This window comes from Roseococcus pinisoli (genome assembly GCF_018413645.1).
Classification (GTDB): domain Bacteria; phylum Pseudomonadota; class Alphaproteobacteria; order Acetobacterales; family Acetobacteraceae; genus Roseococcus; species Roseococcus pinisoli.
This window is the reverse complement of sequence record NZ_JAHCDA010000001.1, coordinates 1,661,977-1,677,133: the sequence shown is the minus strand read 5'-3', so window position 1 is coordinate 1,677,133 and position 15,157 is coordinate 1,661,977. Positions and strand designations below refer to the sequence as shown.

Here is a 15,157-nt window from a genome sequence, read left to right as displayed (position 1 = left end):
CATTCCACCCCGGCCCATAGCGTCCGGCCCATTGAGAGGGTTTGTGACCATGACTTCCAAGCTGCGCCGGCGCGAATTCGACGCGCGGGCCAAGGGGGCGCTGGACGCCCTGCGTGTAGTGGACCTTTCGCGCCTCGTCGCCGGCAATGTCCTGACCAAGGTGCTGGCCGACCATGGCGCCGAGGTCATCAAGGTGGAGCCGCCGGCCGGCGATTCGCTCCGCGCCTGGAAGACCAAGGGCGTCGAGACCTCCTGGAAGACGCTCTGCCGCAACAAGCGCAGCCTCTGCCTGGACCTGCGCCAGCCGCCGGCCATCGAGGTGGTCCGCCGCTTGGTCGCCGAGGCCGACATCTTCGTGGAGAGCTTCCGTCCTGGCGTGCTGGAGGAGATGGGCCTCGCCCCCGACGCGCTGCTGGCGCTGAATCCGGCCCTGGTGATCGTCCGCGTCTCCGGCTGGGGGCAGACGGGTCCCTTCTCCCACAAGCCCGGCTTCGGCACGCTGGTGGAGGGCTATTCCGGCTTCGCCGCCATCAACGGCTTCGGCGACCGTGAGCCCGTGCTGCCGCCCATGTTCATGGCCGACGCCTATGCGGGCCTCTACGGCTCCTCCGCCGCGATGATCGCGCTGCATCACGCGCGCGCCACGGGCGAAGGCCAGGTGCTGGACCTCTCGCTCTTCGAGCCGATCTTCGCGATGCTCGAGCCGCAGATGGCGAATTACCGCCTTTCCGGGAAAGTGAAGCCGCGCACTGGCAGCCGCAGCACCAACACCGCGCCGCGCAACGCCTATCAGACGAAGGATGGCGGCTGGGTCGGCCTTTCCAGTTCCACCCAGGGCGTGTTCGTGAAGCTCATGAAGAGCCTCGGCCGGCCGGAGCTGCTCGACGATCCGCGCTTCCGCACCAATTCGGACCGCATCCGCCACCTCGACGAGATCGACGGCATCGTCCGCGACTATATCGCCGGCATCACCCTGGCGCAGGCGCTGGAGCAGTTCGATCGCGACGGCGTGACGATCGGCCCGATCATGGACGTCGCGGGCCTGGATGACGATCACTACATCGCCGAGCGCGAGGCGCTGATCGAGGTACCGGACGAGGAGATGCCGGACGGCTGGCTGCCGATGCATGGCGAAATCCCGCGCATGTCCAGGACCCCGGGCATCCTGCGCAACCCCGCGCCCCGGCTGGGCCAGGACAATGACGCGCTGCTCCTGCCCCTGATCGGTGCCGAGGAGCTGGCCCGGCTGCGCGCCGCGGGCGTCGTGCTGCACGGGGACTGAGCCGGCCGGACCATCTCGGGGCCGGCCGGGGCGTGACCTAGGCCGGCTCCTCGAAGCCCAAGGCCAGCGCTTCGGCCATCCGCAGCGCGCGCGCCGTCTCCGCCACGTCGTGGACGCGGATGATATGCGCGCCGTTCGCGGCCCCTGCCAGGGCGATGGCCAGGCTGCCCGCCACGCGCTCGCCCGCCTGCACGACGCCGGTGACGCGACCGATGAAGGTCTTGCGCGAGGCGCCCAGCAGGATGGTGCAGCCGATATTCGCCAGCAGCGTCAGGCGCGCGACCAGCGCCAGATTGTCCTTCACGCGTTTGCCGAAGCCGATGCCCGGATCCACGGCAATGCGGCTACGCGGGATCCCCAGCCGCTCCAGCGTCTCGACCCGCGCCTCCAGGAAGCGCGCGACCTCGAGCGCCGCATCCTCGTAGTGGATGTCGCGCTGCATGGTGCGCGGATCGGTGGTGAGCGCGTGCATGATCACCACCGGGCAGCGCGCCTGGCTGACGACGCGCAGCGCCGCCGCATCGTGGCGGAGGCCGCTCACGTCGTTCACGATCTTCGCCCCCGCTTCCAGGGCGGCCACCATGGTGCGGGCATTGCGCGTGTCGACACTGACCGGCGCGACCTTCGCGAGCTCCCGGATCACGGGGAGGACGCGTGCGATCTCCTCCTCGACCGAGACCGGCGCGGAATCGGGACGGGTGCTCTCGCCGCCGATATCCAGGAGGTCGGCCCCCGCCTCCAGCATCGCCTGGCCCTGGGCGATGGCGGCCGCATGGCCCCCGCCCAGGCCGTCGCCCGAAAAGCTGTCCGGCGTGCAGTTCACGATGCCCATGACCAGGGGCCGCGCCCGGTGCCGCGCCATCCCGGCGAAATCCGGCATCGCCCGCGTCAGCCGCCCCAAAGCGGGGTGGTCCTCGGGCGGTGGCATGACGCCGCCCTCGGGGCCGCGCACCAGCGAAAACGCGATGGGCCCGCCCTGCAGCGGCAGGGCGAGCCCATCTCGGATGGCGGCGAAAGCCGCCGGGCCGTTCAGCAGGCCCAGCGGCTCAAGCCATTCCTCGCCGGTCACCCGGCAGGCTGGGGATTGAGGCCACCGCCGGTGTCGGGGCGCGGCGTGCGCCCCGCGCTCGGCACGCTGCCACGGCCCGAGGAAGCGGGCTCGTCGGGGCGGTTGCGCACCACCGGCTCACCGCGCAGCACCGTGCGGATCTCGTCGCCGGAGAGCGTCTCGTATTCGAGCAGCCCCTTGGCCAGACGCTCCAGCTCCTCGCGGTTCTCGGTGAGGAGCTGCGTGGCGCGGGCATAGGCGCGGTCGATGATGCCGCGGATCTCGCTGTCGATGATCCGCGCCGTCTCCTCGGAGAGGTTCTTCGACTGCGTGACGGAATGGCCGAGGAAGACCTCCTGGCTGTTCTCGCCATAGGCGACCATGCCGATCTTGTCGCTCATGCCCCATTCGGTGACCATCATGCGGGCCATGTTGGTGGCCATCTTGATGTCGCCCGAGGCACCGTTGCTCACCTTGTCGCGCCCGAAGACGACCTCCTCGGCGACGCGGCCGCCCATCGCCATGGCGAGCTCGGCCTCCATCTTGGACTTGTGCTTCGAGTAGCGGTCGCCCGCCGGCAGGCTCATCACGAGGCCGAGGGCGCGGCCGCGGGGGATGATCGTCGCCTTGTGAACCGGGTCGCATTCCGGCTCGTGCATGGCAACCAGGGCATGGCCCGCCTCATGATAGGCGGTCATCTTCTTCTCGTCGTCGGACATGACGAGGCTGCGCCGCTCGGCGCCCATCATCACCTTGTCCTTCGCGGCCTCGAACTCGGCCATGCCGACGGTGCGGCGGCCCGTGCGCGCGGCCAGCAGCGCGGCCTCGTTCACGAGGTTGGCGAGGTCGGCGCCCGAGAAGCCCGGCGTGCCGCGCGCGATCGTCTTCGGATCGACGTCCGACGCCAGCGGCACCTTGCGCATGTGCACGCGCAGGATCTTCTCGCGGCCGTTCACGTCGGGGTTCGGCACCACGACCTGGCGGTCGAAGCGGCCCGGACGCAGCAGCGCGGGGTCCAGCACGTCCGGCCGGTTGGTGGCCGCGATGATGATGACGCCCTCGTTGGACTCGAAGCCGTCCATCTCGACGAGCATCTGGTTCAGCGTCTGCTCGCGCTCGTCGTTGCCGCCGCCGAGGCCCGCGCCACGATGGCGACCGACGGCGTCGATCTCGTCGATGAAGATCAGGCAGGGGGCGTTCTTCTTGCCCTGCTCGAACATGTCGCGCACGCGGCTGGCGCCGACGCCCACGAACATCTCGACGAAGTCGGAGCCCGAGATGGTGAAGAAGGGCACGTTCGCCTCGCCCGCGATGGAGCGCGCGAGCAGCGTCTTACCCGTGCCGGGAGGGCCGACGAGCAGCACGCCCTTGGGGATCTTGCCGCCCAGCTTCTGGAACTTGCCCGGATCGCGGAGGAAGTCGACGATCTCCTCGAGCTCGGCCTTGGCCTCGTCGATGCCCGCCACGTCCTCGAAGGTCACGCGGCCGTGCTTCTCGGTCAGCAACTTGGCCTTCGACTTGCCGAAGCCCATGGCACGCCCGCCGCCGCCCTGCATCTGGCGCATGAAGAAGATCCACACGCCGATCAGCAGCAGCATCGGGAACCAGGAGATGAGGATCTGGAAGAGCGGGTTGACCTCGCTCTCCTCCGGCCGCGCGACGACGCGCACGCCCTTCTCCGTCAGGCGCGAGACGAGCTGCGGATCCTCGGGCGTGTAGGTGCTGAAGGAGCGCCCGTCCGTCAGCTGGCCGGACACGGTACGGCCCTGGATGACGACATCCCGCACGTGACCCGCGGTCACCTCGTTGATGAAGTCGCTGTAGGCCACCTGGGTCTGGGCCCGGCTGGTCGAATTCGAGGGCTGGAACAGGTTGAACAACGCCACGAGGAGCAGCGCCACAATCACCCATAAGGCCAGGTTCCGGCCGAAATTGCTCACGTCACGCGATCCCCTTCGCCGGCCGTTGGACCGGCATGTGGTGAACATAGTGTGTCCGCCGCCCCAGAAAATCCCGGCCTGCCCAGAGAATTCATTCCGCGAAGTGACTTTCGGTCACGGGGCCGCCCGGGGGAGCGAAGACGGTCGTTAATCTTACCGACATTTCACGATCAAGATAAGCCAGATGCGGGACCAGGGCCAGCTTCCCGTTCCCGGGCTCGCGGAAGGCGGGCAGGCCGGCCAGCACGGCAGCCGGAAGATGCCGCGCCCGGCCGCGCAGGGAGGCCGCGTCAGCGCCCAGCGACCCAAGGACGTAGCCCGCCGGGACCTTACCTCGGAAGCGCGCTGTGGCCGCGCCCGGCTCGGGTACGAGCCAGCGCCCATCGCGCGTCCAAAGGGCGCCGCCGAGCGATCCGGAGCCCCGGGCCAGCAAGTCGGCGACGGCGGCCTCGGCCGGCCCGTGCTCCCTCCCCCCGACAGCGCGGATCAGGGCGCCCATCAGCCGGCGGGCTACGGCGTCCTGGCCCAGCCTCAGCGGCGCGACCTCCGCGCAGCCCTCGGGCAGGAGGCGCACCGCCGCAGCCAGCCGGTCGGCCACCGCCGCCGCCAACCGGTTACGGCGCCGGCCGAAAGCCCCCCCCGCGGCCAGGACGCCGGAGGTGTCGCCGGCAGCGCGCAGGCGTGCGCGGGCAAAGCGCGGATCGGCGTTGGAAGGATCCTGGAAAGGACGGATCGGCCAGCCCTCGAGGCTGGCGGTGAGGCGGTCCTTCGGGATGGACAGCAGGGGCCGCAGGATGAGGGCCTCGGCCGCCACGGTCGAAACCGACATCGCGGCCAGGCCGGCCTCGCCACTGCCCCTCAGCGCCCGGAAGAGGACCGTCTCGGCCTGGTCGCCGGCATGATGCCCGAGCAGGAGATGCAAGGCGCCGGCCTCGGCGCAGGCGGCCAGCAGCGCGGCGCGTCGGGCCCGGCGGGCCCGCTCCTGCAGCCCCGGGCCCGCCGGCAGGCCGAGCGGGAGGATGCGTGTCGCGATGCCCTGGGCCGTCAGCGCGGCCGCCAGCGAGGCGGCCTCCGCCGCGCTTTCCGCGCGCAACCCATGCTCCACGATCAGGGCCAGCACCGAGGCCCCGCGCCCGCGCGCCCAGGCGTCCGCGAGCCGGGTCAGGGCCAGGGAATCCGGGCCGCCGGAGCATCCGACGGCGATGAGATCGGAAAAGGGGCCCAGGGGGCCCATCAGCGCAGCGAATTCAGCGCTCGTGACCGGCTTGGCGCCGGCCACGTCAGAAGGTCCGCGTCAGCGGCATTGCGCCCGCTGGCGCGCCGTCGTCGCCTGGGCCGCAAGGGGCGGACGCAGGTTGGGGAACTGGCTGCGCAGGTCGTTCAGCGTGTCGCAGGCCTCGCGACGGTTGCCGAGGCTCTGGAAGGAATTGGCCAGGCCGAGCAGCGCCTCGGGCGCGCGCGGGCCGGTGCGGGCCCGGGTATAGGCCTCGTTATAGGCAATGGCGGCGTTGCCGAAGTCGCGCTTGCCGCTCAGGGCGCCTGCCAGGAGCATCTGTGCGGCAACGGCATGGGCACCGGAACGGCTGGCCAGGGCCTCGCGCGCCGCGGCCTCGGCGGCCGGGAAATCGTTACGCCCCAGCGCGGCATTGCCTTCGGCGATGGCGCGGTCCGGCGTGCGCGGCGGGGGCGCGCCGGTGCTGGTCGTGGGTGCGGCGATCGGCGGTGCGACCGGGGCCGCAGGGCGGGACGGGGCCGGGGCGGCACCGCTACCGGCACTTCCGCCGCCACCACCCTGGCCGAGCCGGAATTCCATATCGCCCTGATACTTCTCGAAATCCTCGCGCAGGCGACGATTCTGATTCTCAAGCACGTCGACGCGGCCGCGCAGGCGGCTGACCTCGTCCTGCAGGGTGTTCACCCGCTCGAGCAGCGGGCCGACCAGCTCGCTGCCGCCGCCGGAGGAGCCGCCGCGCGAGACGGTGGGCGGCGGCAGGCTGCCCCCGCCGCCGCGGCGCAGCTGCTCCATCTCCTGCCGCAATTGCAGGATCTGGTTTTGCAGCGCGATGCCCTCGCGACTGTCCATCTGCGCCATTGCCGGCGTCGCCAGCAAGGTCAGACCAAGGAGGAGGGCCGCGCGCCGCATCCGACCGGCCGCTTAGCGGACCACCGTGACGGCGCGGCGGTTGCGCGCCCAGGCGTCCTCGTTGGAGCCCAGCGCGTCCGGACGATCCTTGCCGTAGCTGATCGTCTGGATGCGCGAGCCGGCCACGCCGCTCGCCACCAGCACGTCACGCGCCGAATTGGCGCGGCGCTGGCCGAGGGCGAGGTTGTACTCGCGCGTGCCGCGCTCGTCGGCATGGCCTTCGACGGTGACCTGGTTCTGCGGGTACTGCGCGAGCCAGGCGGCCTGGCGCTGCAGCACCGGGCGCTGGTCGGGGCGGACGCCGTTCAGGGCGGTGTCGAAGAAGACGCGATCGCCGACATTGGCGACCAGATCTTCCTGGCTGCCCGGACGGACGGAACCGCTGCCGCTGCCCGCGCCCGCGCCGGCCGTGCTGGCGGAGGTGTCGGGGTCGGAGGAGCAGGCAACAAGCAAGCCCGCGGCCGCGACGGCGGCGAGGAAGGTCTTCGTGGCGGCCATAATGTTCTCCTACTGCCTCTGCTTAAGAGTGCTTATTCCAACAAGCATTTCTGCAGCCAGCCACCGCCCGCCTTCGCGGCTGCAGCATCGCGCAGCATAGGACTAACCCTGCCATATGGCGCGATCAAGGCGAAGCGTCCCACGCCACAGGCGGAACAAATATTCGCTACAATCGACCTCGCCACACGGTGGAACGGGCGTCATCGAAGCCCGTTCCGGTTCCCGCCTCAGCTGATCAACGGCGACCAGCTCGGATCGGAGGCATCGGTCGGCGTCACGATCTGTCGCTCGTTGAAGCCCGCGATGTCGATCGAGGAGAGCCGCGCCGAATAGCCGGAGCCGCGATTATCGCGCGAGGCCGACTCCCGATAGAACATCAGCACACGGCCGTTGGGCGCGAAGGTCGGGCCTTCCATGCCCCAGCCCTCGGACAGGATGCGCTCGCCGGAGCCGTCGGGCCGCATGACGCCAATGGCGAACTGGCCGCGGGCGATGCGGGTGAAGGCGATCAGGTCGCCGCGCGGGGACCAGACCGGCGTCGCATAGCGCCCATTGCCGAAGCTGATGCGCCGCGCGCCGCCGCCGCCCGCATCCATGACGTAGATCTGCTGGTCGCCGCCGCGGTCCGAGTTGAAGACGATCTGCGTGCCGTCCGGCGAGAAGCAGGGCGAGACGTCCAGGCCGCCGCCGCTGGTGAGCTGCCGCTCGCGCCGCGAGGCCATGTCCACCACGAAGATATTGGCGTCGCCGCCGCGCACGGCCGAAAGCACCACCGAGCGACCGTCCGGCGAGAAGCGGGGCGACAGCGTCATGCCGCCGAAATTGCCCAGGACCTCCTGCCGGCCGCTCTCCAGGTTGAAGAGGTACACGCGCGGCTCGTTGCGCTGGTAGGACATGAAGGCGATGCGCGTCGCATCCGGGTGGAAGCGAGGCGTCAGCGCCTGGAACTGGCCGTCGGTCAGGAAGCGGTTGTTCTCGCCGTCCTGGTCCATGATGGCGAGGCGGCGGACGCGGCGGTCACGCGGGCCGGTCTCGGCGATATAGGCGATGCGCGTGTTGAAGTAGCCGGTCTCGCCGAGCATCCGCTTGTAGATGTCGTCCGAGATGATGTGCGCGATCTGCCGCCAGTTGCTGCCGGTCGCGTTGTAGGCCGTTCCCAGCGCCTGCTGCTCGGGCAGGATGTCCCAGAGGCGGAACTCCACGCGCAGGCGGTCTCCCGTGCCGTCCACCCGGCCGGTGACCAGAGCCACGGCGCCGATGACGCGCCAGTCCTGGAAGCGCGGCGTCGCGGCGGCGGATTCCGTCGTCTGGATGAAGGCCTGGCGGTCCACCGGGCGGAACAGGCCGGAATTGCGCAGGTTGTTGGTGATGACGCGCGAGATCTGCGCGCCGAGCGGCGATCCCGCCATGTCCGGGATCGCGATCGGGATCGGCTCGGTCCGGGCGCGGGTGATGTCGACGATGGTCGGCTGGCCGCCGCTCTGCGCCGCGGCGGGCAGCGGGGTGGTCCAGATGCCCGGCGCCACCATCGCAGCGGCCCCTGCGGTCAGGAGCGAGCGTCGATTCACGTTGAGTGTCACGGTACGGATTCTCCGGTTGTCGGGGCCCCTTCGGGGGGCGCACCTTGGCCTTTGAGCGGGCCGGGTCAAGGGTGGAACCTTACCGCAGGCCCAGCTCACGCGGGTTGAATCGGAAGACGGTGTTGCGCAGTGCCTCCAGCCTATCGCGCTGGAGGGGGAGCGGGTTGCATCGCGGATCGAGCAGGGCGCGGCGCGCGGCCTCGTAGACCATGCGGGCGCGCGCCTCGGTCGGCGGCGTGCCGCCATTGGGTGTCACCTGCCGCACCACGCCGCCGGCATCCACCTGGACCCGGAGCTCGACGACGATGCTCTGGATATTGGGTGCCCCCGCATCAACGGCCCAGCATTCACCGATCTTCTCGGCGAGGCCGGAGCGCTCGGCCGCGGTCAGGTTCGCGACGCCGGCCGGCGTGCCGCCGGTCCGGTCGGGCGCGCTGGCCGGGCGCGGATTGGCGCGCGCCGTGGGCGGCGTCTGCTGCTGCTGCGTCTGGCGCAGGCGCTCCAGCGTATTGAGCACCGACTGGCTGCGCTCCTGCGGGCGGGCGACGGGCGGCGTCGAGCCGGTGCCGGGCGCCTGCGAGGGCTCGGGCGGCGGCGGCACCGGGGGCGGCGGCAGCGGCAGCGGCGGCGTGGGCCGCGGCGGGGCGGGCGTGGGCGCGGCCGGGGTCGGCGGCGTCGGCGCCTGGGCCTGCTGCTGCGGGCGCGGGGGCACGGGCACCGGCGAGGGCGCGGGCTCCGGCGGCGGCGCGGCGGCGGTGGGGCGCGGCGGCTGCGGGGTCGGCGGTGCCGGCGCGGCGGCGGGCGCCGGCGGCGGCGGAGGGGGCGGCGGCGGCGGCGCGGGCGGCTCAGGCCGCGCGGGCTCGGTCTCCGGCGGCTCGGGTGTCGGCGGCGCGGGCACGCTCACCGGCGCGCGGGGCGCCGGCGTCTCGCCCTGCGCGGTCTCGGAAGGCGCGATGAACTCGACCTCCATGGCCTGCTCGCGCGGCTCCTCGATCCGTCGCCGGTCGAAGTCGAGCAGGAGCATCCCCAGCAGCAGCACGTGCGCGGCGAGGGAGGCACCGACCCAGAGGCGGAAACGCCTGTCTTCCATGGCTCAGCGCTGCGCCGGGCCTCGCGACGGGGGGTTCGCGGCGGGCGCGGGGGCGCGGGGGGGCGCGCCGGCGGCGGGAGCGGCGGGGCGGGCCGCCCCGGTACTGGCCTGCTCGGCCAGGAGGGCCACGCGGGTGAAGCCACCGGCGCTGATGGTGCCCATCACCTCCATGACGCGGCCATAGGAGATGCCGCGGTCGCCGCGCACGAAGATGCGGCGCTCGGGCTGGCCGGGCTGCTGGGTCTGGGCGATGGCCTGGAGCTGCTGGACGAGGCCCTCAAGCTGGACCTCCGTCTCCTGCAGGAAGATGCGGCCCTCGGGATTCACGCTGATGGTGATCGGCTCCTGCTCCTGATTCAGCGGCTGGGCCGTGGTCTTGGGCAGGTCGACCGGCACGCCGGAGGTCATCATCGGCGCGGCGACCATGAAGATGATGAGCAGCACCAGCATGACGTCCACCATCGGCGTCACGTTGATCTCAGCCATGGGGCGGTAGCGGGCACCCGCCCCGCGCTTCATGATCGGCCCGGCCATGGCGTTACTCCGCCGCCGTCGGCGCGGCAGCCGAGAGGCGCGCCTGGGCGGCGGCCTCGGTCTGCCGCGCGAGGATGGCACCGAACTCGGAGGAGAAGCCCTCGAGCCGCCCGGCGAACTTGGCGAACTTCGACGAGAGCATGTTGTAGATCAGCACCGCCGGGATGGCGGCCACCAGGCCCATGGCCGTCGCGAAAAGGGCCTCGGCGATGCCGGGCGCCACCACGGCGAGGTTGGTGTTCTGCATGCCGGCAATGGCGGTGAAGCTGTTCATGATGCCCCAGACCGTGCCGAAGAGGCCGACGAAGGGCGCCGCCGAGCCGGTGGAGGCCAGGAAGGTCATGCGCTTCTCCATCCGCTCCATCTCGCGCTGGATCGTGACGGCCATGGCGCGCTCCACCCGCTCACGCGTGCCGGCGACCATGAAGGCGCCGGCGCCCGAGGCCGTGCTGGCGTGCCACTCGCGCATGCCGATGACGAAGACGGCGGCCATGGGGTGGGAGGGGTGCTCGCCCTGGGCGCGATACAGCTCGTCCAGGCTGCCGCCGCGCCAGAAGCGATCCTCGAAATCGTCCGCTTCCTTGCGGGCGCGGGCGAGGCTGGTGAACTTCTCGAAGGCGATCGCCCAGACGTAAACGCTGGCCAGGATCAGCAGGACCATCACCAGCTTCACCACCCAGTCGGCCTGCATGAACAGGCCGAACAGGGACAGGTCGTGGGCGGCGGCGGCGAGCGGCGCGGTGGTCACGGAGTTCAAGGGGCCAGGCCTCCTAAAGTCGTTTCGGGCAGGACAGTGCGGGCGCGCAGCGCGCCCAGCCAGGGTTCAGGCAAGCGGCGCGGGGCAAGGCTCACCGCATCCACGCAGGCGAGCGTCACATCGAGCCATGCCAGCCTTTCCTCCCCCTTCCAGACCTCCTGCAGCAGCAGCAGGCTGGCGGAAGCGCGGCGGATCCGCGTGACCACCGTCACCTCGTCGTCGAGTCGCGCGGGGCGTGCATACTCCACAGCGACGCGCCGCACCACCATGAAGCAGCCATGTAACCGCTGCATGTCGGAATGTGGCAGGCCCATGTCGCGGAGCGATTCCGTGCGCGCACGCTCGGCCCAGCGCAAGTAGGTGGCGTGATAGGCCACGCCGCCCGCATCCGTGTCTTCGTAATACACGCGGATGTTCAGCCGATGCGCGAAATCATCCATAATTCATCGCCGATTCAGGCTCATGGGCCATTCGCGCCTCCCGCCTGGTCCAGCAGGTCGGGCTGCAGCTGCACGCCGGCCGGAGGCGTCATCCCCAGGTGTCGCCAGCCCGGCTCGCCAAGCATGCGGCCGCGGGGCGTGCGCAGCACAAGCCCTTCCTGGATCAGGAACGGCTCCACCACATCCTCGAGCGTGTCGCGGCTTTCAGAGAGGGCCGCCGCCAGCGTCTCCACGCCCACCGGCCCGCCATTGTGATGCTCGGCGATGCGGCGGAGGTAGCGGCGGTCCATGGCGTCCAGGCCCTTGGCGTCCACCTCGAGCCGGGCAAGCGAGGCATCGGCCATGGCGCGATCGGCCACCTTGCCCTCGACCACGCAGAAGTCGCGCACGCGGCGCAGCAGGCGACCGGCGATGCGGGGCGTCCCGCGGCTGCGATTCGCGATCTCGCGCGCGCCGTCATCGGCCAGGGCGAAGCCCAGCTTCTCCGCGCCCCGCCGCACGATGCGGAACAGCTCCTCGGCCGTGTAGAGGTTGAGGCGCAGCGGAATGCCGAAGCGGTCGCGCAGCGGCGTGGAAAGCAGGCCCGAGCGCGTCGTGGCGCCCACCAGCGTGAAGGGCGGCAGGTCGATGCGCACGGTGCGCGCCGCCGGCCCTTCGCCAATGATGAGGTCGAGCTGGAAATCCTCCATCGCCGGATAGAGCGTCTCCTCTATGGCAGGCTGAAGGCGGTGGATCTCGTCGACGAAGAGCACGTCGCGCGGCTGCAGGTTGGTGAGGATCGCGGCGAGGTCGCCCGCGCGCTGCAGCACCGGGCCGGAGGTGGCGCGGAAGCCCACGCCCATCTCCCGCGCGACGATCTGCGCCAGCGTCGTCTTGCCGAGGCCCGGGGGGCCGTGAAGCAAAACGTGATCGAGCGCCTCGCCCCGCGCCGCGGCGGACTGGATGAAGACCGAGAGATTCTCGCGCAGCAGCTTCTGGCCGGTGAATTCGGACAGCATCTGCGGGCGCAGCGAGGCCTCGCCGCCATCCTCTTCCTGCCGCGCGCCGCTGGTGAGGCGATCGTCGCTCATCGGGCCGACTCCCGCAGCGCCGCGGTGATCAGCGCGTTCAGCCCGGCGCCCTCAGCCAGATTGGCCTTGGCCTTGGCCACCGCGCGCTCGGCTTCCGGCCGCTTCAGGCCGAGGTTGAGCAGCGCGCTGACGGCATCCGCCTCGGGCGTTTCCGGCAGCGGCGTCGGCGCGGTCGCCCCGTTGCCATCGGCTTCCGGTGTCGCGCGGCCCACGGCCCATTTCTGCATCGCCGGCTCGTCGATGATGCGGTTGGCGGTGGCCGCACCCAGGCCCTTCACCTCCGACAGGCGCTTGCGCTCCTTGGCGGCGATGGCGGTGGCGAGCTGGTCCGGCGCCAGGCCGGACAGCACCAGCAGCGCCTTCTGCGGCCCCACCGTCTTCACCTCGATGAGGGCGCGGAAGGCCTCGCGCTCGGTGGCGTCGAGGAAGCCGTAGAGGGTGATGGCGTCCTGGCTGACGCGCGTCTCCACCAGCAGCTTCTGCACGCCGTCCTTCGCCGTCAGGCGGTCCAGCGTCTTGCGCGAGCAGGAGACCAGGTAGCCGACGCCGTTCACGTCGAGCACGCAGGCGCCGTCCTGCGTCGATTCCACGAATCCTTTGAGGCTTCCGATCACGCCTGCATCAGCCTTGCCAGGACGCTGCGGGTGCCGCGGTGATGGGCGTGGCAGATGGCGATGGCCAGCGCATCCGCCGCATCCGCGCGCTTCAGGACGGCCCCGGGCAGCAGGCGCTTCACCATGTCCTGCACCTGGATCTTGTCGGCGTGGCCCGTGCCGACGACGGCGCGCTTCACTTCCATCGCCTGGTATTCCGCGACCGGCAGCCCAGCCAGCGCCGGTACCAGCAGCGCCACGCCGCGCGCCTGGCCCAGCTTCAGCGCGGCGGCCGGGTTCTTGTTCACATAGGTGTGCTCGATGGCCGCCTCGTCCGGCGTCCATTCGCCGATGATATGCGAGAGCGCGTTGTGGATCTGCACCAGCCGGTGGGCGAGCTCGTCGCCGGCCGAGGTGCTGACGGCGCCGGCCGCGATGTAGCGCAGGTGCGAGCCCGCGCTCTCGATCAGCCCCCAGCCCGTATGGGTGAGGCCGGGGTCGATCCCCAGAACACGGACAGGGGCCTGCCCGACCGGCCGAATCACGCGCCACTCCCCGGCGCTACGCGCCCGCGGGGCTCTGCGATCGGACCCATATCCGGCCGATTCACGCGCCGCTCCTCGGCGCTAGGCGCCTGCGGGGCCCTGCGATCGGACCCATATCCCGGCCGATTCACGCGCCGCTCCTCGGCGCTACGCGCCTGCGGGGCTCTGCGATCGGACGGTGTGCCAAGGTCAGCCCGAAAGCTTCGCCAGGACGGCGTCGCTCACCTCGAAATTGGCGTAGACCTGCTGCACGTCGTCATGGTCGTCGAGCAGGTCGATGAACTTCAGCACCGCGGCCGCGCCCTCCTCGTCGAGATCGACGGTGAGGTTGGGCTTCCACTCCAGCCGCGCCGCCTGGGCGTCGCCGAAGCGGGCCTCCAGCGCGTCGCGCACGGTGTTGAGGTCCTCCGGCGCGGTCAGGACCTCGTGCCCCTCCCCGCTGCTGGCGACATCCTGGGCGCCGGCCTCAATGGCCGCCTCCAGCATGGTGTCCGCATCGGCGACCTCGGCCCCGAAGCGCACGGCGCCGACGCGGTCGAACTGGAAGGCCACCGTCTCGCCCATCGCGCCGCCATGCTTGCTGAACATGGAGCGCAGGTCGCTCGCGGTGCGGTTGCGGTTGTCGGTCAGCGCTTCGACGATGACGGCGACGCCGGCGGGGCCGCGCCCCTCGTAGCGGACCTCGACGTAATCCTCGCCCGAGCCGGCGCCCGAGGCCTTCTTGATGGCCCGGTCCACCGCATCCTTGGTCATGTTGGCGAGCCTGGCGGCCACCAGCGCGGCCCGCAGGCGGGGATTATGGGCGGGATCGGGGAGGCCGGCCTTCGCCGCCACCGTGATCTCGCGGCCGATCCGGGCGAAGGCGCGGGCGCGCTTGGCGTCCTGCCCGCCCTTGCGGTGCATGATGTTCTTGAACTGCGAATGCCCAGCCATGGCTTCTTCAGAATTTGGTTGAGGAAAACGCATATAGCCTTTGGCCGCGAGTTTCGCCACCATGCGGGACATGGATACCCATGCCATCACAACCGATCCCCACGCCGTCACCAGCGTCGAGGCGCTGGAGGCCATCTATGGCCGCCCTTCCGAGCTCGCGGCCAATAAATCGACCGACCGGCTCGACGCGGTGACCCTGGCCTTCATCTCGGCCAGCCCCTTCTGCCTGCTGGGCACCCAGGGCCGGAAGGGCAACCACATCACCCCGCGCGGCGATGCGCCGGGCTTCGTGGTCGCACTGGACGACAAGCACCTGATGATCCCCGACCGGAAGGGCAACAACCGCCTCGACGGCTATCGCGACATCATCGAGGACAACCGGGTCTCGCTGCTCTTCCTGGTGCCCGGCATGGGCGAGACGATGCGCGTGCACGGCACGGCCGTCATCTCCGCCGACCCGGAGCTGCGCGAGCGCTGCATCGCCCAGGAGAAGGTGCCCTCCACCGTGCTGATCGTGGAGGTCCGGGAGATCTTCATGCAATGCGCCAAGGCCATCATGCGCTCCGACCTCTGGGACGGGCGGAAGAAGGCCCCGGGCGTGCCGACGATGGGCGCCCTGCTGGCGGCCCATAAGAAGAACGGCCTGGATTCCGCGGCCTATGACGCCGCGGCCGAGGCCCGCCTCCGGGCCAACATGTACTGAT

General features: G+C 71.0%; 16 protein-coding genes. 2 read left to right on the top strand and 14 right to left on the bottom strand.

Annotated elements, in window-relative coordinates; all coding sequences use genetic code 11:
- The first annotated feature begins 49 nt into the window (after positions 1–49).
- Positions 50–1,282 carry a CaiB/BaiF CoA transferase family protein gene (locus tag KHU32_RS08210; RefSeq protein ID WP_213669713.1) on the top strand — a complete coding sequence of 411 codons (1,233 nt, stop codon included), beginning with the start codon at positions 50–52 and terminating at the stop codon, positions 1,280–1,282.
- A 37-nt stretch (positions 1,283–1,319) separates the two neighbouring features.
- On the opposite strand, the gene folP is transcribed toward KHU32_RS08210, so the two are convergent.
- From folP to KHU32_RS08140, 14 genes are all read right to left on the bottom strand, one after another.
- Complete coding sequence (folP, locus tag KHU32_RS08205; RefSeq protein ID WP_213669503.1) at positions 1,320–2,351, bottom strand: dihydropteroate synthase; 1,032 nt, start codon at positions 2,349–2,351, stop codon at positions 1,320–1,322.
- A complete protein-coding gene (gene ftsH / locus KHU32_RS08200; RefSeq protein WP_314075299.1) occupies positions 2,348–4,270 on the bottom strand; it encodes an ATP-dependent zinc metalloprotease FtsH in 1,923 nt (640 codons plus the stop codon). The genes folP and ftsH overlap by 4 nt, the downstream gene beginning before the upstream one ends.
- 91 nt (positions 4,271–4,361) lie before the next feature.
- Positions 4,362–5,549, bottom strand: a complete 1,188-nt coding sequence (tilS, locus tag KHU32_RS08195) for a tRNA lysidine(34) synthetase TilS (RefSeq protein ID WP_213669501.1) — start codon at positions 5,547–5,549, stop codon at positions 4,362–4,364.
- Positions 5,550–5,564: 15 nt separating this feature from the next.
- The gene (locus tag KHU32_RS08190) at positions 5,565–6,353 is read right to left on the bottom strand and encodes a tetratricopeptide repeat protein (protein WP_249680609.1); all 789 of its coding nucleotides are present in this window, start codon (positions 6,351–6,353) and stop codon (positions 5,565–5,567) included.
- 72 nt (positions 6,354–6,425) lie between these two features.
- Positions 6,426–6,911 (bottom strand): peptidoglycan-associated lipoprotein Pal, encoded by a 486-nt coding sequence (gene pal / locus KHU32_RS08185; protein ID WP_213669499.1) that lies wholly within the window; start codon positions 6,909–6,911, stop codon positions 6,426–6,428.
- Between the two features lie 227 nt (positions 6,912–7,138).
- Positions 7,139–8,440 (bottom strand): Tol-Pal system beta propeller repeat protein TolB, encoded by a 1,302-nt coding sequence (gene tolB / locus KHU32_RS08180; RefSeq protein WP_213669712.1) that lies wholly within the window; start codon positions 8,438–8,440, stop codon positions 7,139–7,141.
- A gap of 130 nt (positions 8,441–8,570) precedes the next feature.
- Positions 8,571–9,581 (bottom strand): hypothetical protein, encoded by a 1,011-nt coding sequence (locus KHU32_RS08175; RefSeq protein WP_213669498.1) that lies wholly within the window; start codon positions 9,579–9,581, stop codon positions 8,571–8,573.
- Positions 9,582–9,584: 3 nt separating this feature from the next.
- On the bottom strand, positions 9,585–10,115 hold the full coding sequence (gene tolR, locus KHU32_RS08170) for a protein TolR (RefSeq protein ID WP_213669497.1): 531 nt from the start codon (positions 10,113–10,115) through the stop codon (positions 9,585–9,587).
- 4 nt (positions 10,116–10,119) lie between these two features.
- Entirely contained in the window at positions 10,120–10,872 is a 753-nt protein-coding gene (gene tolQ / locus KHU32_RS08165) for a protein TolQ (protein WP_408887831.1), read from the bottom strand.
- Positions 10,869–11,312: a YbgC/FadM family acyl-CoA thioesterase gene (locus KHU32_RS08160; protein WP_213669496.1), complete on the bottom strand. Its 444-nt coding sequence runs from the start codon at positions 11,310–11,312 to the stop codon at positions 10,869–10,871. The genes tolQ and KHU32_RS08160 overlap by 4 nt, the downstream gene beginning before the upstream one ends.
- Positions 11,313–11,332: 20 nt before the next feature.
- A complete protein-coding gene (ruvB, locus tag KHU32_RS08155; RefSeq protein WP_213669495.1) occupies positions 11,333–12,382 on the bottom strand; it encodes a Holliday junction branch migration DNA helicase RuvB in 1,050 nt (349 codons plus the stop codon).
- The gene (ruvA, locus tag KHU32_RS08150) at positions 12,379–12,996 is read right to left on the bottom strand and encodes a Holliday junction branch migration protein RuvA (protein ID WP_213669494.1); all 618 of its coding nucleotides are present in this window, start codon (positions 12,994–12,996) and stop codon (positions 12,379–12,381) included. Before ruvA ends, ruvB begins: the two co-directional genes overlap by 4 nt.
- Complete coding sequence (ruvC, locus tag KHU32_RS08145) at positions 12,993–13,520, bottom strand: crossover junction endodeoxyribonuclease RuvC (protein WP_314074398.1); 528 nt, start codon at positions 13,518–13,520, stop codon at positions 12,993–12,995. The genes ruvA and ruvC overlap by 4 nt, the downstream gene beginning before the upstream one ends.
- A gap of 189 nt (positions 13,521–13,709) precedes the next feature.
- Positions 13,710–14,453 (bottom strand): YebC/PmpR family DNA-binding transcriptional regulator, encoded by a 744-nt coding sequence (locus KHU32_RS08140; RefSeq protein ID WP_213669493.1) that lies wholly within the window; start codon positions 14,451–14,453, stop codon positions 13,710–13,712.
- Positions 14,454–14,493: 40 nt separating this feature from the next.
- Between KHU32_RS08140 and KHU32_RS08135 the strand changes: the two genes are divergently transcribed.
- The gene (locus KHU32_RS08135) at positions 14,494–15,156 is read left to right on the top strand and encodes an MSMEG_1061 family FMN-dependent PPOX-type flavoprotein (RefSeq protein ID WP_249680608.1); all 663 of its coding nucleotides are present in this window, start codon (positions 14,494–14,496) and stop codon (positions 15,154–15,156) included.
- Position 15,157 lies beyond the last annotated feature (1 nt).

What these genes read in the sequence shown, in the direction of transcription:
- KHU32_RS08160 (WP_213669496.1), bottom strand. Translation starts at nt 11,312, where the DNA reads ATGGATGATTTCGCGCATCGGCTGAACATCCGCGTGTATTACGAAGAC.
- ruvB (WP_213669495.1), bottom strand. Translation starts at nt 12,382, where the DNA reads ATGAGCGACGATCGCCTCACCAGCGGCGCGCGGCAGGAAGAGGATGGC.
- KHU32_RS08190 (WP_249680609.1), bottom strand. Translation starts at nt 6,353, where the DNA reads ATGGACAGTCGCGAGGGCATCGCGCTGCAAAACCAGATCCTGCAATTG.
- KHU32_RS08210 (WP_213669713.1), top strand. Translation starts at nt 50, where the DNA reads ATGACTTCCAAGCTGCGCCGGCGCGAATTCGACGCGCGGGCCAAGGGG.
- pal (WP_213669499.1), bottom strand. Translation starts at nt 6,911, where the DNA reads ATGGCCGCCACGAAGACCTTCCTCGCCGCCGTCGCGGCCGCGGGCTTG.
- tolR (WP_213669497.1), bottom strand. Translation starts at nt 10,115, where the DNA reads ATGGCCGGGCCGATCATGAAGCGCGGGGCGGGTGCCCGCTACCGCCCC.
- tolB (WP_213669712.1), bottom strand. Translation starts at nt 8,440, where the DNA reads ATGGTGGCGCCGGGCATCTGGACCACCCCGCTGCCCGCCGCGGCGCAG.
- KHU32_RS08175 (WP_213669498.1), bottom strand. Translation starts at nt 9,581, where the DNA reads ATGGAAGACAGGCGTTTCCGCCTCTGGGTCGGTGCCTCCCTCGCCGCG.
- KHU32_RS08140 (WP_213669493.1), bottom strand. Translation starts at nt 14,453, where the DNA reads ATGGCTGGGCATTCGCAGTTCAAGAACATCATGCACCGCAAGGGCGGG.